Origin of the sequence: Veillonella sp. 20925_1_51, assembly GCF_041431445.1 — a bacterium.
GTDB lineage: Bacteria > Bacillota > Negativicutes > Veillonellales > Veillonellaceae > Veillonella > Veillonella nakazawae.
Map to the genome: position 1 here is coordinate 124,807 of NZ_JAPVXT010000001.1, position 24,463 is coordinate 149,269.

The 24,463-nt window shown below is 35.4% G+C and carries 26 protein-coding genes; 23 read left to right on the forward strand and 3 right to left on the reverse strand.

Annotated elements, in window-relative coordinates:
• Window positions 1–34: 34 nt before the first annotated feature.
• On the reverse strand, window positions 35–1,378 hold the full coding sequence (locus O3607_RS00565; protein WP_371443164.1) for an MATE family efflux transporter: 1,344 nt from the start codon (window positions 1,376–1,378) through the stop codon (window positions 35–37).
• A 290-nt stretch (window positions 1,379–1,668) separates the two neighbouring features.
• Here O3607_RS00565 and O3607_RS00570 point away from each other — a divergent pair, with 290 nt between their 5' ends.
• The 17 genes from O3607_RS00570 to O3607_RS00650 all read left to right on the forward strand — a co-directional run bounded on the left by O3607_RS00570 (window position 1,669) and on the right by O3607_RS00650 (window position 15,809).
• Entirely contained in the window at window positions 1,669–2,328 is a 660-nt protein-coding gene (locus tag O3607_RS00570; protein ID WP_371443165.1) for a TerC family protein, read from the forward strand.
• 145 nt (window positions 2,329–2,473) lie between these two features.
• Entirely contained in the window at window positions 2,474–3,142 is a 669-nt protein-coding gene (locus O3607_RS00575) for a TerC family protein (protein ID WP_287499980.1), read from the forward strand.
• Window positions 3,142–4,629 (forward strand): 23S rRNA (uracil(1939)-C(5))-methyltransferase RlmD, encoded by a 1,488-nt coding sequence (rlmD, locus tag O3607_RS00580; protein WP_371443166.1) that lies wholly within the window; start codon window positions 3,142–3,144, stop codon window positions 4,627–4,629. Before O3607_RS00575 ends, rlmD begins: the two co-directional genes overlap by 1 nt.
• Before the next feature lie 50 nt (window positions 4,630–4,679).
• Window positions 4,680–5,534 (forward strand): GIY-YIG nuclease family protein, encoded by an 855-nt coding sequence (locus O3607_RS00585; protein WP_371443167.1) that lies wholly within the window; start codon window positions 4,680–4,682, stop codon window positions 5,532–5,534.
• A 102-nt stretch (window positions 5,535–5,636) separates the two neighbouring features.
• Window positions 5,637–6,275: a hypothetical protein gene (locus O3607_RS00590; RefSeq protein ID WP_371443169.1), complete on the forward strand. Its 639-nt coding sequence runs from the start codon at window positions 5,637–5,639 to the stop codon at window positions 6,273–6,275.
• Window positions 6,276–6,291: 16 nt separating this feature from the next.
• The gene (locus O3607_RS00595) at window positions 6,292–6,771 is read left to right on the forward strand and encodes a pyridoxamine 5'-phosphate oxidase family protein (RefSeq protein WP_371443171.1); all 480 of its coding nucleotides are present in this window, start codon (window positions 6,292–6,294) and stop codon (window positions 6,769–6,771) included.
• 113 nt (window positions 6,772–6,884) lie between these two features.
• Window positions 6,885–7,946 (forward strand): ankyrin repeat domain-containing protein, encoded by a 1,062-nt coding sequence (locus O3607_RS00600; protein WP_371443172.1) that lies wholly within the window; start codon window positions 6,885–6,887, stop codon window positions 7,944–7,946.
• A gap of 28 nt (window positions 7,947–7,974) precedes the next feature.
• Window positions 7,975–8,394, forward strand: a complete 420-nt coding sequence (locus O3607_RS00605) for a bacteriocin (RefSeq protein ID WP_371443173.1) — start codon at window positions 7,975–7,977, stop codon at window positions 8,392–8,394.
• 82 nt (window positions 8,395–8,476) lie between these two features.
• The gene (locus tag O3607_RS00610) at window positions 8,477–8,947 is read left to right on the forward strand and encodes a glycosyl transferase family 4 (RefSeq protein ID WP_371443174.1); all 471 of its coding nucleotides are present in this window, start codon (window positions 8,477–8,479) and stop codon (window positions 8,945–8,947) included.
• A 30-nt stretch (window positions 8,948–8,977) separates the two neighbouring features.
• Window positions 8,978–10,510 carry an SMI1/KNR4 family protein gene (locus tag O3607_RS00615; protein ID WP_371443175.1) on the forward strand — a complete coding sequence of 511 codons (1,533 nt, stop codon included), beginning with the start codon at window positions 8,978–8,980 and terminating at the stop codon, window positions 10,508–10,510.
• A 178-nt stretch (window positions 10,511–10,688) separates the two neighbouring features.
• Window positions 10,689–11,054 carry a hypothetical protein gene (locus O3607_RS00620; RefSeq protein WP_195186011.1) on the forward strand — a complete coding sequence of 122 codons (366 nt, stop codon included), beginning with the start codon at window positions 10,689–10,691 and terminating at the stop codon, window positions 11,052–11,054.
• A 119-nt stretch (window positions 11,055–11,173) separates the two neighbouring features.
• Window positions 11,174–11,752: a hypothetical protein gene (locus O3607_RS00625; protein WP_371443176.1), complete on the forward strand. Its 579-nt coding sequence runs from the start codon at window positions 11,174–11,176 to the stop codon at window positions 11,750–11,752.
• Window positions 11,753–11,891: 139 nt separating this feature from the next.
• Window positions 11,892–12,908 carry a DMP19 family protein gene (locus O3607_RS00630; protein ID WP_371443177.1) on the forward strand — a complete coding sequence of 339 codons (1,017 nt, stop codon included), beginning with the start codon at window positions 11,892–11,894 and terminating at the stop codon, window positions 12,906–12,908.
• A gap of 78 nt (window positions 12,909–12,986) precedes the next feature.
• The gene (locus O3607_RS00635) at window positions 12,987–13,472 is read left to right on the forward strand and encodes a prolyl-tRNA synthetase associated domain-containing protein (protein WP_371443178.1); all 486 of its coding nucleotides are present in this window, start codon (window positions 12,987–12,989) and stop codon (window positions 13,470–13,472) included.
• 33 nt (window positions 13,473–13,505) lie between these two features.
• Window positions 13,506–14,273, forward strand: coding sequence for a putative quinol monooxygenase (locus tag O3607_RS00640; RefSeq protein WP_371443179.1), 768 nt, complete (start codon window positions 13,506–13,508; stop codon window positions 14,271–14,273).
• A gap of 121 nt (window positions 14,274–14,394) precedes the next feature.
• Window positions 14,395–15,174, forward strand: a complete 780-nt coding sequence (locus O3607_RS00645) for a protein-ADP-ribose hydrolase (protein ID WP_371443180.1) — start codon at window positions 14,395–14,397, stop codon at window positions 15,172–15,174.
• Between the two features lie 137 nt (window positions 15,175–15,311).
• On the forward strand, window positions 15,312–15,809 hold the full coding sequence (locus O3607_RS00650; protein ID WP_005386920.1) for a methylated-DNA--[protein]-cysteine S-methyltransferase: 498 nt from the start codon (window positions 15,312–15,314) through the stop codon (window positions 15,807–15,809).
• 114 nt (window positions 15,810–15,923) lie between these two features.
• Here the strand turns inward: O3607_RS00650 and O3607_RS00655 are convergent, their stop codons facing one another.
• On the reverse strand, window positions 15,924–16,589 hold the full coding sequence (locus O3607_RS00655; protein ID WP_371443181.1) for a fumarylacetoacetate hydrolase family protein: 666 nt from the start codon (window positions 16,587–16,589) through the stop codon (window positions 15,924–15,926).
• A gap of 173 nt (window positions 16,590–16,762) precedes the next feature.
• On the opposite strand from O3607_RS00655, the gene O3607_RS00660 reads away from it, so the two are divergent.
• Both O3607_RS00660 and O3607_RS00665 read left to right on the forward strand, forming a co-directional pair.
• The gene (locus O3607_RS00660) at window positions 16,763–17,986 is read left to right on the forward strand and encodes a hypothetical protein (RefSeq protein ID WP_371443182.1); all 1,224 of its coding nucleotides are present in this window, start codon (window positions 16,763–16,765) and stop codon (window positions 17,984–17,986) included.
• Between the two features lie 148 nt (window positions 17,987–18,134).
• On the forward strand, window positions 18,135–19,157 hold the full coding sequence (locus O3607_RS00665) for a branched-chain amino acid aminotransferase (RefSeq protein ID WP_316109619.1): 1,023 nt from the start codon (window positions 18,135–18,137) through the stop codon (window positions 19,155–19,157).
• A gap of 157 nt (window positions 19,158–19,314) precedes the next feature.
• Here O3607_RS00665 and O3607_RS00670 read toward each other — a convergent pair whose 3' ends face one another.
• Entirely contained in the window at window positions 19,315–19,707 is a 393-nt protein-coding gene (locus O3607_RS00670; protein ID WP_005386914.1) for a thioesterase family protein, read from the reverse strand.
• A 225-nt stretch (window positions 19,708–19,932) separates the two neighbouring features.
• On the opposite strand from O3607_RS00670, the gene O3607_RS00675 reads away from it, so the two are divergent.
• The 4 genes from O3607_RS00675 (at window position 19,933) to O3607_RS00690 (ending at window position 24,415) form a co-directional block, all read left to right on the forward strand.
• Window positions 19,933–20,670 carry a TVP38/TMEM64 family protein gene (locus tag O3607_RS00675; RefSeq protein ID WP_005386912.1) on the forward strand — a complete coding sequence of 246 codons (738 nt, stop codon included), beginning with the start codon at window positions 19,933–19,935 and terminating at the stop codon, window positions 20,668–20,670.
• Between the two features lie 56 nt (window positions 20,671–20,726).
• Entirely contained in the window at window positions 20,727–21,920 is a 1,194-nt protein-coding gene (locus O3607_RS00680) for a PLP-dependent aminotransferase family protein (RefSeq protein WP_371443183.1), read from the forward strand.
• 123 nt (window positions 21,921–22,043) lie between these two features.
• Window positions 22,044–22,877 carry an Mrp/NBP35 family ATP-binding protein gene (locus O3607_RS00685; RefSeq protein WP_060924709.1) on the forward strand — a complete coding sequence of 278 codons (834 nt, stop codon included), beginning with the start codon at window positions 22,044–22,046 and terminating at the stop codon, window positions 22,875–22,877.
• A gap of 137 nt (window positions 22,878–23,014) precedes the next feature.
• The gene (locus tag O3607_RS00690; RefSeq protein ID WP_371443184.1) at window positions 23,015–24,415 is read left to right on the forward strand and encodes an anion permease; all 1,401 of its coding nucleotides are present in this window, start codon (window positions 23,015–23,017) and stop codon (window positions 24,413–24,415) included.
• Window positions 24,416–24,463: the final 48 nt, after the last annotated feature.

Here is a 24,463-nt window from a genome sequence, read left to right on the forward strand (position 1 = left end):
TTTGAGATGCTCTTTTACTGTATAAGTATGTTATTTATTTTGGTTGACGCTGGATGTACCAAGTACGCCAAGTGAACAATACACCTGCTACTAGTACGCTAGCGAGTAATCCAATCCATACGCCAAATGGTCCATAATTAGGATTTTTAGCGAGAATATAGGCCGTAGGGAAGCATACGCCCCAATAGGAAACGAGGGAAATGTAAAGAACTACTTTTACATCCTTATAAGCCCTCAATATACCTTGCAATGGGGTACCTATGGCATCGATAGCAGAGAAGAATACACCGTATCCAAGGAAGCTGTAGATAAGCTTGTATACTTCATCATCATTTGTAAAGAGATCTGCAATAGCATCCATATTAGTAAACGTAAATGTACAAATCATGATAGCCAATACAATGGCTAAGATGCGAGAAATATAAGAGTACTGGATAGCCTCTTGTTTACGACCTGCCCCAAGTTCATATGCAACTGCAATGGTAGAGGCCATAGCGATACTAAGAGGTAAACAGTAGAATACATTGGTAAAGGAAATAACAGATTGATGAGCAGCTACGACGGCGGATCCAAAGTGAACCATCAAGAGGCCAGCAATACTAAAGATACTAGCTTCTAAGAAGATGGAAAAGCCAATAGGAATACCTATATGTAGCTGTTCGCGAATGTAGTGAAAACTTGGTTTACTGAAGTCTTTAAAGATACGATATCCCTTTAACTTCGGATGTAATAGTAATACTAAGCTGAAGAGAATAAAGTTAGTCCAGCAAGCACCTGCTATACCATAGCCAGCACCGACACCACCGATTTCAGGAAATCCGAAATGGCCAAAGATGAGCGAATAGTTCAAGAATACGTTCACAATAAAGCTTGTAAATACGATGGCCATAGAATAATGTGTTAATCCATGACTGTCGACTGTATTGCGTAATGTATTAACCCAAAGTAGAGGGAATAGACCTATAGCAAATGCTTTCAGGTAACTAATACATACCTCAGCTGCTGCCGGTTCCAGATTTAATGCTGTCAGAAGAGGACGTAGACCTAAGAGACCAATTATTAAAATGATACATGCTAGGCCTGTACCGATATAAAGACCTTGATAAAAGATTGTTGAAATATCATCGGTTTTCTTAGCTCCCAATAGCTGAGAAATAATTGGAGTAATACCTAACAACGTTCCTTGTGCAAAGATATAGAAGAGGAGCCATAAATTATACCCTGTAGCAACCCCAGCTAAATCTATTGTACTATATTGTCCCGTTAAAAAGATGGCTATAAATGTACCACCTATAAGGGAAAATTGCGTTATGCACATAGGAGTAAATAGCTTAATGAACAACCATAACTTTTGTAATATAGAATATGTTTGATACATATTTACCTCCCTTATTAATGATATATTATACGATATCATAAAGTAGCCTAATTTAATAGATAAATTCCTTGAGAATTGGGAATTAAATATATATTATTGATTAGTCTATTATGAATCTATAATTAATGATTTTTTATATCCTAGAACTTCCATTTGTAGTGTTATGATTCTCATATTAATATGAATGGAGTATGCTAAAAATGAATATATATTTTACAAATTGAATTTTACACTACTGAACTATATCGATTATAATATATATACTATAGTTATATTCTAAGGAGGATACATTGGACATCTTATCTGTACAAGGTTTATTAGCGATGCTTCAGATCATCGTTATCGATATCTTACTTGCTGGCGACAATGCCATTGTAATTGGTATGGCAGCTCGTAACTTGCCAGCACATTTACAGAAGAAAGCCATCTTCTGGGGCACAGCCGGTGCCATTATTTTACGCCTTGTTATGGCATTCCTATTTGTAGAGGCATTGAACAATATTCCTGCACTTCGTTTAGTAGGTGGTATCCTCCTCTTATGGATTGGATACAAGCTCGTTGCTGATGATGAAAGCGAGCATAATATCGAAGCTAAGGATAATTTACGCGCAGCCATTACAACTATTGTTATTGCTGACGGTATCATGGGTATCGATAATGTTATCGGTGTAGTTGGTGCTGCAGGTGGTCATATGACAATGGTAGCTATTGGTATGCTCATAACTGTACCAATCATCATTTATGGCAGTACTTTATTTGTGAAAGTCATCGAACGTTTCCCAATTATCCTATACGTTGGCGGCGGTATCCTTGGCTGGGTAGGTGCTGGTATGGCAGTAGAGGATACATTGATTGCTCATAGTGTTGAACCATATGCACTATTTATCAAAATTGTTGCAGTAATCCTCGTAGTAGGGGCATCTTTGGTAGCTAAAAAACTCAAGAAATAATAGAATATATCTCTTCTCCTAATCATAGGAGGAGAGATTTTTTTATGTAAACTAATAGCTCTCTTTTAGGTGAGAAAATAGAAAAATTATGGTATAGTTAAGGGATAGTTATTGAATTAGTAGACTGAATTGAGGTACGTACAGAATGGAATTTTTAGAAGTTGCCACGTGGGTAACCATTGGTAAAATAATTTTGATTGATATTTTATTAGCTGGCGATAATGCTGTAGTAATTGGTATGGCAGCAGGTAAGCTAGCTCCAGAACTACAAAAGAAAGCCGTTATCTGGGGTACAGTAGGTGCCATTGTAATGCGTCTCCTATTTGCTACTCTTTTAGTAGAAGCGCTTACTTTAATTCCTCTTATTCACTTAGGTGGTGGCCTTGTACTTGTATGGATTGCCATTCAATTATTAAAAGGTGGCGATGAAGATGCACATATCGAAGCTAAGAATTCATTAATGGGTGCCATTTGGACGATTATTGTAGCTGACGCTATGATGAGTATTGATAATGTCATCGGTGTAGTAGGGGCCGCTAGAGGTCATTTAGAGCTTGTTATTGCAGGTATGTTAATTACTGTTCCAATTATCGTATTTTGCTCTACATTATTTGCTCGAATTATTAATAAATTCCCTGCTATTCTTTGGGCTGGTGGTGCACTCCTTGGCTGGGTTGCAGGCGAAATGATTGTGGAAGATCCACTTCTTATGCCATATATTCAAGGTGAAGAATTACTCGTTAAATTCGGCACTGTATTCTTCGTTCTTATTGTGACAGGTATGATTAAAATTTGGAAGAAAAGAGACGCGTAATGAACGGTACTAATCGTACATCTCGTAAAAAACAATCTAAACAACATAGAAGAAGTAATCGCTCTAATTCACAGCAAGCTATAAACGGCCAATTATCTAAAAAACAACAGGCTATTTTAAATGCGCCTGTTAAGTTTGGTGATGAAGTATTGGTAACTATTCATGGCATTGGTAGCAGCGGTGAAGGGGTAGGTCGTGTAGATGACTTTACTGTCTTTGTGCCTTTTGCCTTACCTGGAGAAACTGTGAAAGTAGCTATTGATATGGTTAAAAAAACCTATGCTACAGGGCGCCTCTTAGAAATTGTTACGATGGCTCCCAATCGTATCGATGCAAGTTGTGATCTTTATGGATTCTGTGGAGGCTGCCAACTACAACACATTACCTATGAAGGTCAGCTTTCATTAAAAACACAAAAGGTGAAGGACGTTATCGAACGCATTGGTCATCAAAATCCAGACCTTGTAAAACCTGCATTAGGACCTAAAGAACCTTGGGCATATCGCAATAAAATGCAAATGCCTGTAGGCGGTACTAAAGGCGATATTCAAATGGGATTCTATGCGATGGGATCTCATGATATCGTGCAAGGTACAAACTGTCCTATTCAAGATGAAGGGAATAATATCATCGCTCAAGTGTGTTACCAAATCGCTAAAAAGTTTGATATTGAACCGTATGATGAACATACAGGAAAGGGTGTACTGCGCCATATTATTGGACGCATTGGACAATCTGGATGGATGATTATCCTTGTAACTGCTACAGATTACTTACCACACCAAGAAAAGTGGGTAGAAAAATTAACAGAACAAATTCCTCAAGTAGAAACTATCGTTCATAATGTAAATGGTAAGCGAACTAATGTTATCTTAGGACCTAAAAATAATATCCTCTATGGGGATGGGACGATTACAGACCATATTAAGGACTTACAGTTTACCTTGTCTCCACATTCATTCTTCCAAGTGAATCCAGAACAAACTACAGTACTTTACGACCAAGCTCTTGAGTATGCGGACCTTAAAGGTGATGAAACCGTAATTGATGCGTACTGTGGTACAGGTACTATTTCACTATTTTTAGCCCATAAGGCTAAACATGTCATCGGAATTGAAATCGTAGAACCAGCCATTATCAATGCACGTGAAAACGCCCAACGCAATGGCTATGATAATACAGAATTCATCGTCGCTGATGCAGCCGTAGAAATGCCAAAACTCTACAAGACTGGCGTACGACCAGACGTCATCGTATTCGATCCAATCCGTGCAGGCTGTAAAGAAGAAGTACTAACCTCTGCAGCTGGCATGGAACCAAAACGCATTGTCTATGTATCTTGTAACCCAGCCACCATGGCTCGAGACATTGAAATCCTTACACACTACGGTTATGAACTACAAGAAGTACAACCTGTGGACATGTTCCCTATGACCGCTCATGTTGAGGCAGTGGCTTTGCTTACTAGGAACGAAGTGACACAGTAAGTTTACATTTTATATAGGATTTAGCGGTTATAGTTTTTAGGGGGAGAGCTATGGAACTACTTTTAAATAATATTTTGAACTTAACGGATAAACAGATAAATAATTCTAAAATCGAGTTCAATATGAATATTGGTAAAGGTGGAAAACCTTTTATTGATAGATGGTTAAAGTGTAGTGAAGTTGAGCGTATATCTGGTACCTGTAAATGCTGTTCTTTTTGGAGTTGGTATAGTAGTAAGCAGCGAAATTTTTCTGTAGGGCAATGGGCATTTAGTTTTTTAAGAATTGGTGAAGATGAATGGCTATTAATATCCGCAGGTGAGATTATAAATACACCTAAAAATGATTGGGCTACATATAAGGTTTTAGATCAGTATAAACCATTTTTTGGTAGACTAGTTATTAGGTGTAAAAAAGGTAATAAATTTTCTAGATATGTATTTAATTTAGGTAAATATATTGAAACTGCTGTTGTGAAAGAAATCTTGCCTTGTGTTTATAGTGGTGAAATCTTTGAAGGCTATGATAAGGTTCACTTACCTTATCATAGATTAGCAGATATTTTTGCTGGTAAAATTCTTCCTACCTATTATGAAGCACTAAAAAAAGTAATAGGCGTTTATTGTTTGACTGATACTTTTACAGGAAAATTATATATAGGGTCTGCTACGGGGGAAAATGGTGTTGCACAAAGGTGGGGAAACTATTTAGCCTCAAAACATGGAGGAAATAAAAAACTAATTGATCTTTATAATAAAGAAGGTAAAGAATACTTTGAAACTAATTTTACATTTACTATATTAGAGTATTTTGGACAATCATATGATCCAATAAAGGTTATAGAACGAGAACAATACTGGAAACATTGTTTAGATACAATTAAGAATGGTTATAATGATAATTAAATACAGCTAACCGCTTAGAATATACAAAAGACGTTTATTATATTTTTCTGGTTAAAATATAGTTTTAAGAATAAATCTACTGCAGTCAAAGGGGAATTTCCCATGACCATTAATTTCGATATTCATGATATATTGTATCAATTGAGTATGAATCGACCAATATTTCATTCAGAAGCAGATTTTCAGTTTAGCTTGGCATGGATGATTAAAGAACAATATCCAAATTGTGATATTAGATTAGAGTTTGTACCTGAATTTAATCCTAATTTACATCTTGATATTCTTGTTATATTAGATGGTAAATGGATTCCTATTGAGCTTAAATATACGACAAGAAAATGTATTAAATCTATAAATGATGAAGTGTATGTGTTAAAGGAGCAAGGTGCTAAGGACCAAGGTTGTTATAACTACTTAAAAGATATAATGCGTATAGAGGAGTTTAGGGATAAGAGTAATAACTTTATTGAAGGTTATACAATTAAGATAACTAGTGAGATATCTTATCTAAAGCCTCCGACAAAAGTAAATTGTACATACGCCGAATTCTCTATTGAGGAAGGTTCGATTAAAACTGGATGTATGAATTGGTCCTCTAATACGGGAAAAGGGTCTATGCGTGGAATGGAAGCACCTATAGTATTAACTGGGATATATCCTATAAATTGGAAAGAATATTCTAAAGTTGATGATACTAATAGTGGTACTTTTATGTATCTTGTAAATAGGATAAGTAAATAAAATTAGGAGATATATTATGTTTAAACCTATTCGTAAAAAGATAAATGAAATAGATCGTGCTGCTACAGAAGCTTTATTACAATCTAATCGTCGAGGTATTTTAGCCTTGAACGGCGATAATGGTTACCCTTATGCTATTCCTATTAATTATTTTTATAATTGCGATAAGAAGAAAATTTATTTTCATGGAGCCAAAGCTGGTCATAAAGTAGATGCATTAAAAGCTTCAGATAAGGTATGTTTTACAGTATATGGGGATGAGCATATTGATGAATCTGAACCATGGGCCCCATATGTACAAAGTGTAGTCGTATTTGGAAGATGCCGTTTATTAGAGGCAGGTCCAGAATCTATAGCTCGATTAAAAGAATTTGCTATGAAATATTATCCTGATGAGACTTTAGCTGATGAACAAATTGCTCGTAATGGTCGAGCAACACAAATGTTTGAAATTACCATTGAACATATGAGTGGTAAACAAGTACAAGAGAAATAATAGGTTAGCCCTTCGCTTATGCGAGGGGCTTTTACTATACACTCATACTTATAAATGTAATATAATGTAATTAGTGATAATCATTTTAAAAATATAGTTCATGGGAGAGAGATATGATACAGTTAAAAGATTTAGGTACATTTGAATCAGTGCCTCATATCGTAACAGATATTGTAACAGGAAATATTAGCGCGTTAGAAAATGCATTAGCCAATGGTTGGGATATTAATATACCTATAGAAATTGGTGAGTATAGTGAGCATACACCTTTAGAATTAGTTCTTGTTATGTGTTGCTTGCCAAGTATTCAATGGTTAGTGGAGAATGGCGCTGATCTTAATGATGAAGAAAATCCAAGTTTTTTATTAGCTGTACGGTATTGTAATAAAGAGATTATCGACTATGTTGTGACTCATGGTGCTAATGTTCACGCCTTGAACCGTGTGAAAGTAGATGCCTTTCAAGCTGCCTTATATGGCAAGAAATATAATCACTTACAGATTATTCATGACTTAGGCCATACGGTACAGAAGTATGGCGGTAAAGCTTTCAGAAATGCCATTACAGATAGAAATTATGAGGTTCTAGATTTCTTTATTCAATATGGTGTAGATATTAACTACAATAAGCCTGATTCTGTATATCCCTTTAAGCCAACGCCATTGTGCGTAGCAGCACGGTATGTAGATTTAAAGATGTGTAAATACTTGGTAGAACATGGCGCTGACGTGACCATCACGGAAAAGGATGGTATGCGCCCCTATAGTATTGCTATTGAAAAAGGGGATATGAAAATGGCAGAGTATTTTAAATCATTAGAGCCTACTGAGTTCCATGATATACAAAATAAAATGGATCAATTAAAGCCATTTAAACTACCAAAGGCGTTAGTATCGTTTCTAGAGGGAGATACTCTCTATTTTGAATTGCCAGACTCCGATTTTATATCTATAGAGTTCTTCCCACTTATTGATACGATTCCATTTAAATTAGGTCGTCGTAAGCTATTGCGTTTATCTAAAGAACTAGGTGAGTATAATGATTGGCAAATTGTATGGGACCCTAAGTCTAAAAAGATTTCTTGTTATGATATAGAACATCAAGAACTGCGAGAGCTTTGTAAATTTGATGAGTTTATGTCCGATATGGCAGGTCAATTAGAAACCTTGTTTTAGGGTATATCGTAAAGGAGAGACAATACATATGACAGATACATTTGAGAAAACATATACGGATTGGTCCATTGATGTAGGCACCTATAAATATGAAGGTATTACACTGAATGAAGTTGAACAAAATCTATATGCTATTGAGGATCAAGAGCAAGACTTTGTAGTTATTTCTCCATCAAAGGCAATCTCCATAGATAATAAACTGTATAACTTTGTACAGGTTTGTAGTGATCAAGATACCGATTTATTACATATAGAGCTTAGTGTAACTAATGATGGCGATCGAGGTGCCATCATATATGGTAAGAATGAGCTGGGCCATCAAGAGGTATTACAGATAATAGAAGATTTTATTGCACATCGTAAGGTTCCATCATTAGATAGTTGGGAAATCGTGTTAGATTTAAGACCTAAGATGGAAAGCTATGTAAAGGATACTGAAAATGACTAATTAAAGATTTGCATTATTTTGCCATAGATGGCTGATATATTTTTAATGTTTTTCCCATTATAACGTATATGTGGAGCTTATTATGCTATATACACCGAATAACCTTTTGTATAAGTATATTCGCTATCGATTTAGACGGATTCAGATAGAATGTAATATGGTATACGATGTAACACCAGAGGAAGAAGATGAGATTTGCCGTGATCTGTTAAAAAAGAGAGTGAAGATATTGGTTCCAGTTGGCATATTATATGCATTGATCTTTGCCGTAAGTTTCGTTTGGCTATTAGGAACAAGTGAAGAATTAAACCCGCTAATGCAATGGGAGATAAAAGTCTTTGACTATGTCACACCCATTTTAAATAATATCGATTTTAAGTGGTATGCATATTCACTTGACCTATTGCGAGTAGCAGTTATTTTAGCGCTTATAGCGATTATAAATGCATCTCCTTATATCCTTGTTTCCTATATGGTTGATACCATTTTGATACGGCGTGAGGTGAAAGCTTTAATAAAAAAATATTCTATTGATGACATAAAATGTGGTTAGATTATATCTATTTGGCTAGGAGAGAGTATTATGAGTAATCTAAAAGATTTTAATTGGACTGGATTTTGGAAAGACACCGATTATGCATTTGAGTCCTATATAGGTAGAGATGTTACCGATGAGGTTATTAAGAATGCTGAAGCTGAACTAGGCTATATATTGCCTACAGCATATATAGAGCTACTTAAAAACCATAATGGTGGTGTAGTAAATAAGAATTGTTTTATTAACGATGATGACGATTGTGTATATATAACAGGAATATATGGCATCGATAGAGATAAAAAATACTCTCTTTTAGGTGAGATGGGTAATGAATTTTGGATTTCAAAAGTAAAATATCCCCCAATCGGTATCGTTGTAGCCGATACAATTTCCGGCGGTCACGACATGATTTTCCTCGATTATCGTGAGTGCGGTCCAACCGGTGAACCTAAGGTCGTACGTGTTGACCAAGAAGGTGATTACTCAATCACTCTGTTAGCAGATAACTTTGGTGACTTTATTAAGAACTTATATTTCAGTATAGAAGACATTACGGATGAAGAGTTTCAAGAATTAAGTGATGTGGAAAAGGTTAAGCTCCTTAATGAACAAGAGGGTATCGATTTCAAGCGTGCGATGGAGTTATTAACTAACATAGGCATTGATAATTTGTCGCCTATATTGTTAAGCGCCTTAGGACGTATGTATAACAATAATGGCCGCGCAGCAGAGGCTATTGATTTATTTGAACGTATCGATGAGGCACATCGCGATTGGTCTTGGTATTATCGTTGTGGCTATGCTCATGGGATGCTAGGGTATGGTAAAAGCTATGAATCTGAACATGTACAGAAGGCATTACAATTAATAGAAACAGGCATAAAAATGACGAAAGAAGCCCATTTAGATAAACAGCTTGTCTGGTGCTGTGAAGTGGTAAAATATCACCTATTTAAAATTAAGCCAAAAGAGTACAAGGTGGATTATCCTTTGGTATATGAAACTATTAAGAATGTCTTTGATAAGAAAAATAGCAAAGATACTATAGAAGATAAAGTTACTACGGAAGGTAAAGTTACTGGAGATATTAATGAATGCGAAGAAGATAAGTATCCTACATATGATGAAGTCCATTGGGTATTTAATAAACATACGTATAGTAGAGATGAGTTTTCAAAAGAATATAATAAAATTGTAGAAAAATATGTAGATGAGGATCAAACTGATAACGATGATAGATTAGATGAACCGGAAATTTTAGTAACCTATGAAGCTTGGATTGAAAGTACAGACCAACTTTTTGATAATGAACGTGTAACCGATGAAGAACTATTTGAAGAGGATAAAGAAGATGGTATGTGGCAAGTAGAAATCATGGCTCATCTCGTAGCGGATAATGGTACATATTTTACAAGAGAAGAGTTGCTCTTTAAATTGCATAATCTAATGGCTAATAAAGAACTAGGTGATCACGTATTCTTTGAAGGTCTTGAATACGAAGGCCATGAATGTGAAGGTTACGGGCTTATAGATAACGAAGATGGTATACCTGTATTCTATATATGCTGTGGTAGCTAACTAATAGAGATATAATAGATTAGCCCTTCGCTTATGCGAGGGGCTTTTACTATATACTTAGAAAGTATATACTTCTGTGCTTTGGGCTACGTTATTTTATATAGTCTTCGTGTAAAATATTGAGAAAGTATTTTAGTAATTTTGAAATCAAAGCATTGTGATGAGAGAGAGGATGCCTATGAGTGAAAATGAACTCGTATATAATGAGAGATATTGTGATTATAGACTTCTTTATGAAGGTTTAGAATTCTGTTGGGATGAGAAACCATCAGGTGATTATTTAGATACTGTAAAAGTTCTTGCCAAAAATTACCATAAAAATATTGATAAGATTGCTGCTTTTATGCTTGAAGACATTCGAGAAATGTATGATGAATCTATTACTATAGATGATGTGAAAGAACGGATCGGTATCCCTCAAATTGATCCAGAGCTAGGTACTGTAACCTATTGTGAACAAACCTTTGATTATACGCATATATTTTGCTTTGAATTTTGGGACGATGAGTTTGAAGATTTAAATTACTTTGCTATTGATGGCTGATATATTGCCATAAAAATGGCAAAACAGCTACTTTAGATACATAGTTAGTTTTGTGTTGTGAAGTAGTAGAGTACCCATTAACCTCTATTAGTTCAAAGGATGACAAGGAGGATTATCCTATGATTTTTGATGCCATAAAAAAACTGTTTAACAAGGATGAGAATAATGAGCAGATTGAATATCTCGGTACTGATAAAGATGGTAATAAAATATATGAAGGTTACTATCATGAGTTTAAGGGAATTCCTTGGGTTTTTAATAAAACTACTTATACTAGAGAAGAGTTCGATAAGGCGTTTTATGAATGCTTAGAAGAGCATAATGTTAATCCTGATACATTACCGCCATTAGTAGAGCCTGAAATTCTTGTAAGCTATGAAGCTTGGATTGAAAGTAAAAGTCAGCTTCACTCTAATGAATACTTGTACGAAGACGATGAATTAGAAGAATACGATAAAGAAGATGGTATGTGGCAAGTTGAAATCTATGCTCGCCTAAAAGCAGATAATGGACAGTACTTTACTACAGAAGAGCTTCTTTTCAAGCTACATAACTTAATGGCCAATAAAGAGCTCGGTGATCATGTATTCTTTGAAAACCTAGCCTATGATGATCACGAATTCGATGCTGACGATGCCGACGATGTTTCTGATGATGATGAAGGTACTCCTGTATTTATCGTATGGCTTGGTAGCTAGTAAGTAGCTGTTTTTGTTATAAACTATTATTTTAAAATCAGTCAGTTATTGTTTTGTGCTTATTATTTTGTGTTGTTTGTTATTATTATGATAAGATGAGTTCATATACATATTAATGATATGAGGGGAAGTGTATTGTATGTCTATGAGTGTTGAGCAATTTTTATCTTTGTCTGATGCTGAACAGTTACAAACTATTAAAGATCTTAATGATATCGGTCAAGAGGAAATCATTATCGATGTATTGACAGAGGTTGGCATCGATAACTTATCTGTACCTTTATTAGGCGAGCTTGGTAGAGCCTATAACAATAATGATAAACCAGAAGAAGCTATTAAAGTATTTAAGACCATCGATACAGAACATAGAGATGCAGTGTGGCATTATCGCTGTGCGTACTCCCATGGCTCTATTGCTTCTACTAATCATGAGGCTTATACATCAGAGAACATGCAACAGATGTTAGCTTTAGTAGATAATGGTGTACGATTAGCGACTAAAGAAAATCGAAATGATATAAAGGAATACTGCTTTGAAGTCATGGATATGTGCCGTTTACAAATGGACTTTGAAAAATGTGAAGTTGACTATCCTGATTTATGCTTAAACTATAGCAAGTATATAGCAGAGAAAAAGAAGAAAAGAGAAGGTGTACCTCGTCAACGAACGATTACTGTAGAAGAAATTTTAGCTACAGATGATATGTGGACTATAAATGAGCCTGCCTATTGGACTATCAATATTTATGGTTCGTATGATAACTATTTAGAATCTGCAAAAGGGTTCACCGTAGAGCAAAGATATCTTAACGCTATATACTGGTATTTCGCTGAGGTTAATAATGGTGGGCATCATCAGTTCTTCTATAACTCTACAGGCATTGTATGGGAAGATGCTCTTGCAGGGTTACGCCTCTTCAAGATGGATATACTAGCAGATAATTTACAATCCGTAATCGATTACTTTGGCGGTTCTGTTCCATTTAATAGAGAAGAACGATGGACCATTTTAAAAGAATGGGACGATGAGGTATTTGATTTTCTAGATGGAAAAGACGATGTAGTCTATGAATATGAAGGAATCTTTGAAGATGTATTTGTACATGAACATCCTGAATTATTTGTATTTGATGGAACCTATACAGTCTCAGAATAAGATTGGTGTATAATTAACACATATATAGTTGCTTTCACTATGATGTTTACTTTCACCAAATTATATTAGAGGTATTACATGTTAGATAAACAAGGCGTATATGATTGCCTACGTGACCATCATATCGATTTTGAAATTACGGATCACGCACCGTTATTTAGTATGGATGATAAGCCCAATGTAGAGTTGCCATATCCTGAGTGGGATGCAAAGAATTTATTCATTCGAGACCATAAACGGGAACATTATTATTTGATTACCGTTCGTGGTTCTAAGCGTGTGGATCTGAAACAGTTCCGTAAGGATCATAAGCTTAAAAAGATTTCCTTTGGTTCTGAAGAAGAGCTGTGGGATATTTTGAAGATTAAACCAGGTCATGTGTCTCCATTCTGTTTGCTCCACGATGAAGAGCGTAAGGTACATTACTACATTGATGCGGATTATAAAGATAATCTAATCGGTATACATCCAAATCAAAATGATGCTACCGTATGGCTACAGGGAAAAGACTTAGTTAAACTTATTGAAGAACATGGTACAATAGTAGAATATATTACATTGTAATCTTGAAGTACTTAGGAGTATTTAAGAACGTCTATGAATAGAACATTATTAAAACGTATGATAATTACATCTGCTATTGCTGTATTAGGTGTTAGTACATCCTTTGCGGCTCTTGTTATGGAACGTGATGAAGGTTTAGACACAGCACCTAGTGTAGGCATGTATCGCTATCAAGTTCCTACAGAGTTACAGGGCACATATAACAGTGCAGGTGTTGCCAATCTAACAGCATCTATGGAGAAAGAACCTAATACATTATCTATGAATGTAGCGCATGTAAAAGGTAATCCATCTGAGTCTTATGTAGTAGAAGTTTATAAAGATTTAGCTGCTATTGAAACACATCGCAAATCCGATCATTATCAAGCCTTTGTTAATGAAGTAGGTTCTAAATTAACAAATCGCAAAATGTACGACGTACAGTCTGTACTATTGTTTGAGAAAAAAGATGCTTTATCTATTGTCAATGATGGTAAAGCAGTAGTGACATTAACAGAGTTTACTGTTAATAGCAATGATATCGACACAGTACAACGTCAATACCAACTCGATATTGAACGGGTCGTACGCGATGATGCGGGTTATAAGGCTGGTTATGTGCTTCGTGAAAGAAATGTAAAAAATCATTGGTATGTTATCCAAATTTATAGTGATCAAGAGGCCTTAACAAAACATTTAAATAGTCCTGGTTATCGATTCATGATGAGCCAAATCCAAGGTAGTCTACAAAATGTTACCACAAAGGTTTTAGATGGGGATGTCCTCGTCAACCATGGGGGTCAAGCATTTGTAAGACCTTAAAACTGAATATAATATAGTATAATATAATCACAGTAAAGTTACTGCTAGCATATACATATGTGCTAGCAGTTTTTTGTTATATATTAGGTGAACGTATAGTCTATAAAAAAAGGAGTTACATATGATACAGCAAGAACGGTTACGCTATTTGGTTGAAGGCTTAGTAGCAGAATACAATGAGAGACATAACGAACATATAGAGATCCCTATGAATGAAGAAGAGCAATTTACTCTCTTTAGATCTTTATGTAATATTCGTCCTGCTGGTGGCATGTCTCTTGAATGGATGAAGATAGAGTCTGAATATTTAAATATATTGGCCAATGAAAAGGGAATCGTAACGATTAGTGATATGGAAGAGCGAGAGCCTCAGATTTATTTGTGGCAAGGAGATATTACTCAATTATCTGTAGATGCTATTGTAAATGCAGCCAATAATAAATTACTTGGATGTTTTGCTCCAAATCATAAGTGTATCGATAATGAAATCCATACCTTTGCTGGTATAGAGCTTCGCATGGAATGTGCTAGAATGACTGAGTATATGGAAATGCCTGAAAAAACGGGTGTGGCTCGTATGACCTATGGGTATAATTTGCCCGCAAAGCATGTACTTCATACGGTAGGTCCTATTATTTATGAAAGTGTAACAGATAAGGAAAGAATTGAATTAGCTTCTTGCTATCAATCCTGTTTAAAGTTAGCTAATGCTTATAACTTACGCTCCATTGCATTCTGCTGTATTTCTACTGGTGAATTTAGATTCCCTAATGAAGAAGCAGCACAGATTGCCATAGATACGGTACGAACATATTTAAAAGAAACAAATAGTAAAATACAAGTGGTATTTAATGTATTTAAGGATATAGATTATGATATCTACAACAAATTATTATCATAATATAGATACTTTATATGTACCCATTAATAGAGAATAGGAACCTAAACCTTTTGAAATTCATAAAAATACTGTATCATTTAATATGACTTACAAAAAGTTATGAATGATTGGTTAGTTTAAGAAGGAGATAATGTACTATGAATTATAAATACACCTATGAAAGCCCATTAGGAACTATGATTATGCTTGGTACATTATCATACTTAACAGATTTATTTTTTATCGATGAAGATTATGCACCAAGTTATGATGATGCGGAGTATATAGAGCAACTAACAGGTCCATTTGAAGTAACTATTATGTGGCTAGACCAATACTTTAATGGTAAAAAGCCTTTTATTACACCACCGATTCAGTTAGAGGGGACAGAGTTCCGTAAGTCTGTATGGTCTATATTACAAACCATACCTTATGGTAAAACTACAACATATGGAGATATAGGTAAAGAGATTGCAAAACAGCAAGGAAAAGATAGGATGTCTGCCCAAGCAGTAGGAGGTGCCGTAGGACATAATCCTATATCTATTATCATTCCATGTCATCGTGTGATTGGTAGTAATGGAAAATTAACTGGCTATGCTGGCGGTATTGAACGCAAGAAATACATGCTTGATCTTGAAGCAAAACATAAATAGTACATATTAGATTGTAAAATCATATTTAAATAGACTTATAGAAAAAGAAGAAAGAGATTACTCATGATGGATAGACACATCATAGGTAATCTCTTTTAGTATATATAGGTGGGACTATTTAAATTGATTTACTAAGGTACCAATGCCACTAATCGATATAGATACGGTATCTCCTGATTTTAACCAACCATATCGTTTTTCATTTTTACCAAGTACAACACCACTAGGTGTACCGGTAAAGATAATGTCACCTTCCTGTAGTGTAATAAACTGGGATACAAATTCGATAATCGCGTCCGGTTTAAACATCATTTGTTGTAATTTGGCTTGTTGACGTATTTCACCATTTACTGTTGTAGTAATAGTGGCATTGTCAAAATCAAAATCATCTGGAGAGACAATAGTAGGACCGATAGGGGCAAAGTTATCTAGTGATTTGCCGAGAATCCATTGAGAGCCTCTAAATTGTAAGGCTCGAGCTGAAACATCATTTCCAATGGTATAGCCTAATATATGGTCTCTGGCCTGTTCACGAGATATATTTTTACCCGCCTTACCAATGACGATAACCAGTTCTCCTTCGTAATCATAATGAAGGTTTTCATCTTGAATGGGAACTATATCTTGATGTGATGCCAATGCATTAGATGTTTTCATAAAGATTTCTGTAAAATCATGTGTAGCAAGACTAGTTTCCTCTATATGGTCTGCATAGTTTAAACCGATACAGATAATGTTTTTGGGATTAGTAATTAGGGTACGGTTAGTAGATTCTTTCATGAGAGATACCTCCTTAAGAGATACCTCCTTAAGAGATGAGATACATATATGGTAAGTTAATTATAATATAAATCAGTATGTAAAAAATATTTTTGACGAAATAATAATATAGAGGAATTTTTGTCACATCCTGTTTATTATACTTAAACAAAGTAATAAAAGGAGGAGTCCCTATGTATATGCAAAGAAATGTGACAGATAAATTTATAGGTACCGTAGTATCTTGTGACATTATAAGTACGGGTAGCTGGTATGGTGATTTACCAGAATCCGTTCCAAAGGAAGTGAAATTAAATCGTAAAGATTACTATATCGAAGAGATACAACATATTTCTATTAAGGAAGCCATTAGTGTTACCTATGGCATTAAATGGGAGCATATCTCGAAACCTGTAGAGGGTAAAATAGAATCCTTAACTACTAAGGAGTACTCAATTGACGAATCTAAAAAACAATATCTATTAGAGCTTATGGGGCGTAGATTTTCCGATGATATTGACATATATGATGAGGATGAGTGTGCTGTCCAAGTGCAGCTCATCAACACTGAGGATCAGGAATTTATATATGAATTTCCTTTTGATAATACTCTGAGGGCCATGTCTATACTATTCAGACAAATTCTAGGAATGTCTACATTACTTTTATTTGATGGAAATCGAGAAAAAGATAGAATTCAAGAGATTCATATTGAAGTGCAAAAAAATATGTACCAAGAATATGGTGACGTAAATACATTGAATTTTAATTGGAATGAGCCGTCTATTTCCATTGATTGTAATAGTAAGCAATTTGGTCACTCTAGCCATAGTCATAGTGAGTATGTAGATAATCAAATGATTCATCAATTGAAGCAAGATATTGACTTTCACATTGGCGAAACGCTATATAGTCTAGATTCTTTTAGTCTTAGTGAAAGTCATGACCTTGATAGAGACCCTACTCGTGGTGGTATAGTAACAGTACGTATTAAATGGGCGCATAAAGAAGATACATTGTTTATAGGGAATGTAACTGATCAGTATGTGCCCACTTGGTATAAAAATCTAATTAATTTTATACATGCTCATACAAGAGATAAATCTTTACAAGAGTTTTTACAATCAAATCATACATCTGATAGAAGGATTTATACGTATTGTTCTGTATATATTTTTAAGATAAACCAGGAATTTTATTATCGTACTGATAGAAATGATATATATGAAGGGGATATTGTAAAAGTTCCGTTTGGATCCGATGATGCGGTTCGTACTGGTCGTGTAGAATCTATTTCATATCATACGCGTTACGATGTACCTTATGATTTGAAACGAACTAAATTTATTATAGATAAAGACATAGAGATTATTTATGATACCAATCGTTATAGATATGATGATCCATATGATTTATAACGCATCAAAATAAGTGTATTCTATATTTTGTACTTAAGTATACTTAACTTATTACATGTCTAATTTCTGTTCTCTATAGAATATGTTGAAATAACTTGCTCATAGTGTTAAGATTATAAGTATATTAATAAGCATGGAGGTTATTGTTATGAGCAAGAATATCGATTGGGATAATCTCGGTTTTGGTTATGTAGAAACCGACTACCGTTATTTAACTACATATAAAGATGGTAAATGGGACGAAGGCGGATTAATTACTGATGCTAACGTTGTTCTTAATGAATGTGCTGGTGTATTCCAATACGCTCAAACTGTCTTTGAAGGTTTGAAAGCATACTACACTAAAGATGGTCACATCGTATGCTTCCGTCCAGATTTGAATGCAGTTCGTTTGAATCAATCTTGTGAACGCCTTGTAATGCCTACATTACCTGAAGGTCGTTTCCTTGAAGCTGTAAAAGAAGTTGTAAAAGCAAACAAAGACTTTGTTCCTCCTTATGGTCATGGTGCAAGTCTTTATATTCGTCCATACATGATGGGTACAAACTCCGTTATCGGTGTAAAACCTGCGGATGAATATCAATTCCGTGTATTTACTACACCAGTAGGCCCTTACTTCAAAGGTGGCGCTAAACCAATCAAAATTCGTATCACTGATTTTGATCGTGCAGCTCCTCATGGTACTGGTCACATCAAAGCTGGTCTAAACTATGCTATGAGCTTGTACGCTATTACTGATGCACATGAAAAAGGTTATGCAGAAAACATGTACCTTGATGCGGCTACTCGTACACATGTAGAAGAAACTGGTGGTGCAAACTTTATCTTCATCACTAAAGATGGTAAATTAGTTACACCTAAATCCGATAGTATTTTGCCATCCATTACACGTCGTTCTTTAATGTATGTAGCAGAACACTACCTTGGTATGACTGTAGAAAATCGCCCTGTTCATAAAGATGAATTAAAAGACTTTGCTGAAATGGGTCTATGCGGTACAGCAGCTGTTATTTCTCCAGTAGGTCAAATCGATACTCCAGAAGGCACTATTAATGTACCAGCTGGTATGGATGATATGGGGCCTATCACTAAAAAATTATATGACACATTACTTGGCATTCAACATGGTGAAATCGAAGCTCCTGAAGGCTGGGTAGTTAAAATTTGCTAATCTTTTAATAGATTAAGCTAGTAGATTATATAATTTAACACGTAAATAGAAATGGCATCTATCGTTGGATAGATGCCATTTTTGTATTATTTTGTTATGTGAAATTCGCACTTAGGCTATTGTACAATTAGTTATAGACTATTAGTAAAACTAGTTATTAGTTAGATTTTGCACGACTTGTAACTTTAGCCATGAATTTTTCGTTATTAATAACAAATCGTTCATGAGTTCCTCGACCAATGATACCAACGCCGTCAGATGCTTCAATATCAAAGGTTATTTTACGTCCTTCTACAGCACTAACTGTAGCTTTAGCAGTTACTGTTGCACCAAGTGGAGTAGGGGCCTCATGAGTAATGGATAGAGCGATACCTACAGTACCTTCGCCATCTTCTAAATATGGCTGTACTGCTGCTTGAGCTGCTTCTTCCATTAAAGCACACATAGCTGGTGTGGCAAAGACTTCTAAAGAACCGGATTTCATTGTTTTAGCAATATTAGATTCTGTAACTGTTACAGTCGCCGTAGCTGTTTGACCTGCTGATACCATAATATACCTTCTTTCATTAAGAATATTCTCGTTTTAATAGTATTATACATCTTTCGATAATTTTTATGCTAATGCTATTATACATATTTTATAGATACTACCAGTTAAAAGTAATTATTTTTAACTGGTAGTAATTAGATAAATAGAATGTTTAAGTTCTTACATATAACAGTTCTATAGAATCCGTGATATAATAGAACTAGTTTTTTATAAAACGAGGTATATATGAGTACAAAAAAATTAAAGCCTTCTGGTGAAGGTTGGGTACAGTTAATAGCAGGCATTGGTTTTGTCATTCTATTAATTGCCATCAATATAGTAGATCCTACATTCTATCCTACTATGTGGCATTTAGCGACGAGTGGATCTATGGATGAGATAGCAGAGTATATTCAAGGCTTTGGTCCTATGGCCATGGTCGTTAGTATGCTTCTTGATATTTTTGTTAATGCTGTTGGTTTTCTACCATCTATCTTTATATCTACCGCAAACGGTCTCGTATTTGGTATGTGGCCAGGCATAATAATTTCCTGGCTTGCAGAAACGATAGGCGTAGTTATTAGCTTTTACATTATGCGGTACTTCTTGCGTGATACAGCAGATAAGCTTATTGCTAAGAGTACGGTATTGATGAAAGTAGATGATTTTTCCGGTAAAAATGGTTTTGTGGTCATGTTATTTGCTAGATCCTTACCATATTTTCCATCTGGTGTTATTACAGCACTTGGTGCCATTAGTAAAATTAAACCGAGAGACTATATCTTAGCGAATTTAATCGGTAAATTCCCATCTACAGCTCTTGAAGTAGCTATCGGTACAGATATCGTAAATTTCCAAGAGAATATGGGGCGATTAGGAATCATCGTAGTTGTTGCAGGTATTGTATACTTCATTCTTTGGAAAGTATATAAGAACTACATCAATAAGAAAAATGCTGAACAAGAGCACGATCCTAATGCTTAACAATCTCTAATTAATTAAATGTTATTCAATTTAGTATATATGAAAGAGGCGATAGTATGAGTTTTTCTCTTCCTGAACGGGTGACCTTAAAAGGTCCTAATTTTATTCGTGAAGTATTTGAACGTGGTGTAGGGGTAGAAGGTTTTATTAGCTTTGGTATTGGCAATCCTGCACCAGAAGCCATTCCTGTTGAGGTTATTGAAAAGGCTTTTGATGAAGTGGTTCACTCTAATCCCATGAGTCTTTTACAATATGGACCAATGCAAGGGGATGCACGTTTAGCAGAATTGACATTAGAGCGTCTTGTAAAAACACATAAGATGAATCCAGAAGGACAAGGTCTTATAATCTCCAATGGTGCTGGTCAGCTATTAGGCCTTGTACCAATTACCGTATTGGAACCTGGCGATGAAGTATACATGGATGAATTTACTTTTACTAGTGCTATCAATTCTGTACGCAATATGGGTGGTAAAGCATTAGGTATTCAGACTGATGAGTATGGCATGATTCCTAGTGAATTAGAAAAAGCTGCTCAATCTGGTAAAGGTAAATATATTTATCTCATTCCTAACTTCCAAAACCCAACAGGTATTACAATGCCATTGGAACGCCGTAAAGAAATTTACGCTATTGCCTCTAAATATGATTTGTTTATATATGAAGATGATCCATACGGTGAGATTCGCTTTGCTGGTGAGTACATTCCAACATTTAAATCCTTTGATACCGAAAATCGTGTTCTCTATGCTGGTTCTTATTCGAAGACATTATCTGCAGGTTTACGTGTAGGTTTCCTATTTGGCCCAGAGAAGGTAATCGAAGCTATCCAAGCTTTAAAGAATAATACAGCTGGTCAAATGCCATTAGTTACACAAAAGGTGGTAGCTAAAGTTCTTGATACAATCGATTATGATGCACATTTAGAAAATGTACGTAAAGTATATAAGACTAAATGTGATGCTTTGCTTGATGCATTTAATAAGTATGCAAGTTCTAAGGTTAAGTTAACTCAGCCTACAGGTGGTATGTTCGCATGGATGACGATGCCTGAGGATGTAGATTGTGACGAATTCTTCGAAACGTGTATGAATCGCAATGTAGGGATCATTAAGTGTGGTGCTTTTGCTGCTGATGGTGCAGGGGAAGGACATGCATTCCGCTTAAGCTATACAGTACCAACAGTAGAAGAAATCACAAAGGGCATGGAAATTCTCGGTGCCTTAACTAAAGAGTTCTGTGGCGAGTAATATATTGATAAAGTTTGATATGACATGATACAATGTAACAGTAGATACATTGTATTTACCATATAAACAAAAGGTTTTACATATAGATGTGAGGTAGTTCCTCAAAGAAAGTAGGTGTTTACTATGGGTTGCGGTAGCAGCAGTGATTGTGGCGGATGCCCATCTCAATCCTCTGGTTGCGGTGGCGGCGCTCCTCAACAACCTCAAGATTTTACAGCTCCATTACACGAGCTTAGTTCTGTTAAACATGTAATCGGCGTAGTATCTGGTAAAGGTGGCGTAGGTAAATCCTCCGTTACAAGCTTGATGGCCATTACTATGGCGCGTAAAGGTTACAAAGTAGGTATCCTCGATGCGGATATTACCGGTCCTTCCATTCCTAAAATATTCGGCATCAAGGAAAAAGCATATGCTGACGAAATTGGTATGTATCCGGTAAAATCCAAAGGTGGTATTGACGTTATGTCTGTTAATCTCCTTTTGGAAAACGATACAGATCCTGTTTTATGGCGTGGTCCTATTTTAGGCAATGTTGTAAAACAATTCTATAGTGATGTTATTTGGAAAGACATCGATTATTTATTCGTTGATATGCCACCAGGAACAGGTGACGTAGCGATTACAGTTTACCAATCCTTGAAATTGGATGGTATCATCATTGTTACATCTCCTCAAGACTTGGTATCCATGATTGTTGAAAAAGCAGTTAAAATGGCTGATTTAATGCAAGTGCCTATTATTGGTGTAGTGGAAAACTACTCTTACTTCCATTGCCCAGATAACGGTAAGGATTACCAAATCTTTGGTGAAAGCCACATTGAAGAAATCCTTCAAAAATACGGTCTATTATTGTTGAATCGTTTGCCAATTGATCCAACTATTGCAAATCTTTGCGATAAAGGTGACATTGAAGCTATTGAGAAAACAAATTTAGAGAACGTATCTCTACCTGAATAGGATTTATATGATAATGAAAGCTGTGCATACCTAGTGATGCACAGCTTTTTTTCACATATTTTTATCTTGTAATATATTATATTTATGATAAGAGGATATAAATATATTTTAGTTTTTCCTATGTAGGAGGTATGTGTATGAAAAAACTGTTAAACTGGATTATTCCAGCAGCCTTTGGTTTGGGCTTGTGGTTTGTTCCAACTCCAGAGGGGTTAACTCCTCAATCATGGCATTTATTCGCCATCTTTGTGGCTACTATCGTAGGCTTTATTACTCAGCCATTACCAATTGGTGGCGTATCTATCGTTGTTATTACTGTGGCGGCTTTGACTGGTACTTTGAAAATCGGCGAAGCTATCTCTGGTTTTGCTAACTCTGCTATTTGGTTAATCGTAGGTGCGTTCTTATTCTCTCGTGGCTTTATTAAAACTGGTTTGGGGAAACGTATTGCGTATAATTTGATTGCTGCTTTTGGTAGTAGCTCCTTACGTTTGGCTTATGCATTAGCATTATCTGATTTAATTTTGGCTCCAGCAACTCCATCTAATACAGCTCGTGTAGGTGGTGTTATCATGCCAATTACTACAAGCTTGGCAAAAGCGTTCGGTTCTGAACCTCAAGATGGTCCTCGTAAAATTGGTTCCTTCTTGATGCAATCTATTTATCAAGTTAATACAATTACATCTGCTATGTTCCAAACATCCATGGCTGGTAACACATTGGTTGCAGCATTGGCGCTTCAATCTTTTGGTATTGGTATCACATGGGGTGATTGGGCTATGGCTGCCATCGTGCCAGGTATTATTGCATTGATCATTATGCCGTACTTTATTTACAAAGTATATCCACCTGAAATTACAGATGCTCGCGAAGCACAACAAATGATTAAAGAAGAGTTAAAAGGCCTTGGTAAAATGTCCTTCCAAGAATGGGTTATGCTAGGCGTATTTGTTTTGGCTTTAGTTTTATGGGCTACTTCTCAATTTACTAAAATTGATGCTACAACTGTTGCATTCTTAGGTATTTCTATTTTGCTTGCTACAAGTGTTCTTGTATGGGACGATGTTAAAAGTGAAAAAGGTGCTTGGGATACATTAGTTTGGATGGGTACATTAATGGGCTTTGCCGGTTTCTTGTCCAAATTGGGCTTCATCAAATGGGCAACAGTACTTGTAGGCGGTTATATTCCAGAAGGATCTTGGATTATTGCCTTCGTTATAGCTGTACTTATTAATACATATTCCCACTATGTATTCGCATCTTTAACTGCACATATTTCTGCAATGTTCGTAGCATTCTCTGCAATTGCTATCTCTGCAGGTGCACCACCAATGTTGACATTGTTGATGATTGCATTCACATCTAACTTGTGTATGTCTTTGACTCACTATGCAGCAGGTCCATCTCCTGTAATCTTCAATACTGGTTATGTTCCTCAAAATACATGGTGGAAACTAGGTTTCTTCGCATCCGTAATCAACTTAATTATCTTTATGGGCCTTGGTTCCGTATGGATGAAAGCAATCGGTATGTGGTAAGACTAGATATCCAGAATTTTATATACTTGTAATACATTAAAAACTATA

Excerpts from the sequence above, each read along its gene's own strand:
- O3607_RS00620 (WP_195186011.1), top strand. The coding sequence starts at position 10,689 with ATGAGTGAAAATGAACTCGTATATAATGAGAGATATTGTGATTATAGA.
- O3607_RS00610 (WP_371443174.1), top strand. The coding sequence starts at position 8,477 with ATGCTATATACACCGAATAACCTTTTGTATAAGTATATTCGCTATCGA.
- O3607_RS00665 (WP_316109619.1), top strand. The coding sequence starts at position 18,135 with ATGAGCAAGAATATCGATTGGGATAATCTCGGTTTTGGTTATGTAGAA.
- O3607_RS00685 (WP_060924709.1), top strand. The coding sequence starts at position 22,044 with ATGGGTTGCGGTAGCAGCAGTGATTGTGGCGGATGCCCATCTCAATCC.
- O3607_RS00565 (WP_371443164.1), bottom strand. The coding sequence starts at position 1,378 with ATGTATCAAACATATTCTATATTACAAAAGTTATGGTTGTTCATTAAG.
- O3607_RS00660 (WP_371443182.1), top strand. The coding sequence starts at position 16,763 with ATGTATATGCAAAGAAATGTGACAGATAAATTTATAGGTACCGTAGTA.
- O3607_RS00655 (WP_371443181.1), bottom strand. The coding sequence starts at position 16,589 with ATGAAAGAATCTACTAACCGTACCCTAATTACTAATCCCAAAAACATT.
- O3607_RS00585 (WP_371443167.1), top strand. The coding sequence starts at position 4,680 with ATGGAACTACTTTTAAATAATATTTTGAACTTAACGGATAAACAGATA.
- O3607_RS00590 (WP_371443169.1), top strand. The coding sequence starts at position 5,637 with ATGACCATTAATTTCGATATTCATGATATATTGTATCAATTGAGTATG.
- O3607_RS00630 (WP_371443177.1), top strand. The coding sequence starts at position 11,892 with ATGTCTATGAGTGTTGAGCAATTTTTATCTTTGTCTGATGCTGAACAG.
- O3607_RS00615 (WP_371443175.1), top strand. The coding sequence starts at position 8,978 with ATGAGTAATCTAAAAGATTTTAATTGGACTGGATTTTGGAAAGACACC.
- O3607_RS00575 (WP_287499980.1), top strand. The coding sequence starts at position 2,474 with ATGGAATTTTTAGAAGTTGCCACGTGGGTAACCATTGGTAAAATAATT.
- O3607_RS00675 (WP_005386912.1), top strand. The coding sequence starts at position 19,933 with ATGAGTACAAAAAAATTAAAGCCTTCTGGTGAAGGTTGGGTACAGTTA.
- rlmD (WP_371443166.1), top strand. The coding sequence starts at position 3,142 with ATGAACGGTACTAATCGTACATCTCGTAAAAAACAATCTAAACAACAT.
- O3607_RS00680 (WP_371443183.1), top strand. The coding sequence starts at position 20,727 with ATGAGTTTTTCTCTTCCTGAACGGGTGACCTTAAAAGGTCCTAATTTT.
- O3607_RS00605 (WP_371443173.1), top strand. The coding sequence starts at position 7,975 with ATGACAGATACATTTGAGAAAACATATACGGATTGGTCCATTGATGTA.
- O3607_RS00650 (WP_005386920.1), top strand. The coding sequence starts at position 15,312 with ATGAATTATAAATACACCTATGAAAGCCCATTAGGAACTATGATTATG.
- O3607_RS00625 (WP_371443176.1), top strand. The coding sequence starts at position 11,174 with ATGATTTTTGATGCCATAAAAAAACTGTTTAACAAGGATGAGAATAAT.
- O3607_RS00670 (WP_005386914.1), bottom strand. The coding sequence starts at position 19,707 with ATGGTATCAGCAGGTCAAACAGCTACGGCGACTGTAACAGTTACAGAA.
- O3607_RS00600 (WP_371443172.1), top strand. The coding sequence starts at position 6,885 with ATGATACAGTTAAAAGATTTAGGTACATTTGAATCAGTGCCTCATATC.
- O3607_RS00645 (WP_371443180.1), top strand. The coding sequence starts at position 14,395 with ATGATACAGCAAGAACGGTTACGCTATTTGGTTGAAGGCTTAGTAGCA.
- O3607_RS00635 (WP_371443178.1), top strand. The coding sequence starts at position 12,987 with ATGTTAGATAAACAAGGCGTATATGATTGCCTACGTGACCATCATATC.
- O3607_RS00690 (WP_371443184.1), top strand. The coding sequence starts at position 23,015 with ATGAAAAAACTGTTAAACTGGATTATTCCAGCAGCCTTTGGTTTGGGC.
- O3607_RS00640 (WP_371443179.1), top strand. The coding sequence starts at position 13,506 with ATGAATAGAACATTATTAAAACGTATGATAATTACATCTGCTATTGCT.
- O3607_RS00595 (WP_371443171.1), top strand. The coding sequence starts at position 6,292 with ATGTTTAAACCTATTCGTAAAAAGATAAATGAAATAGATCGTGCTGCT.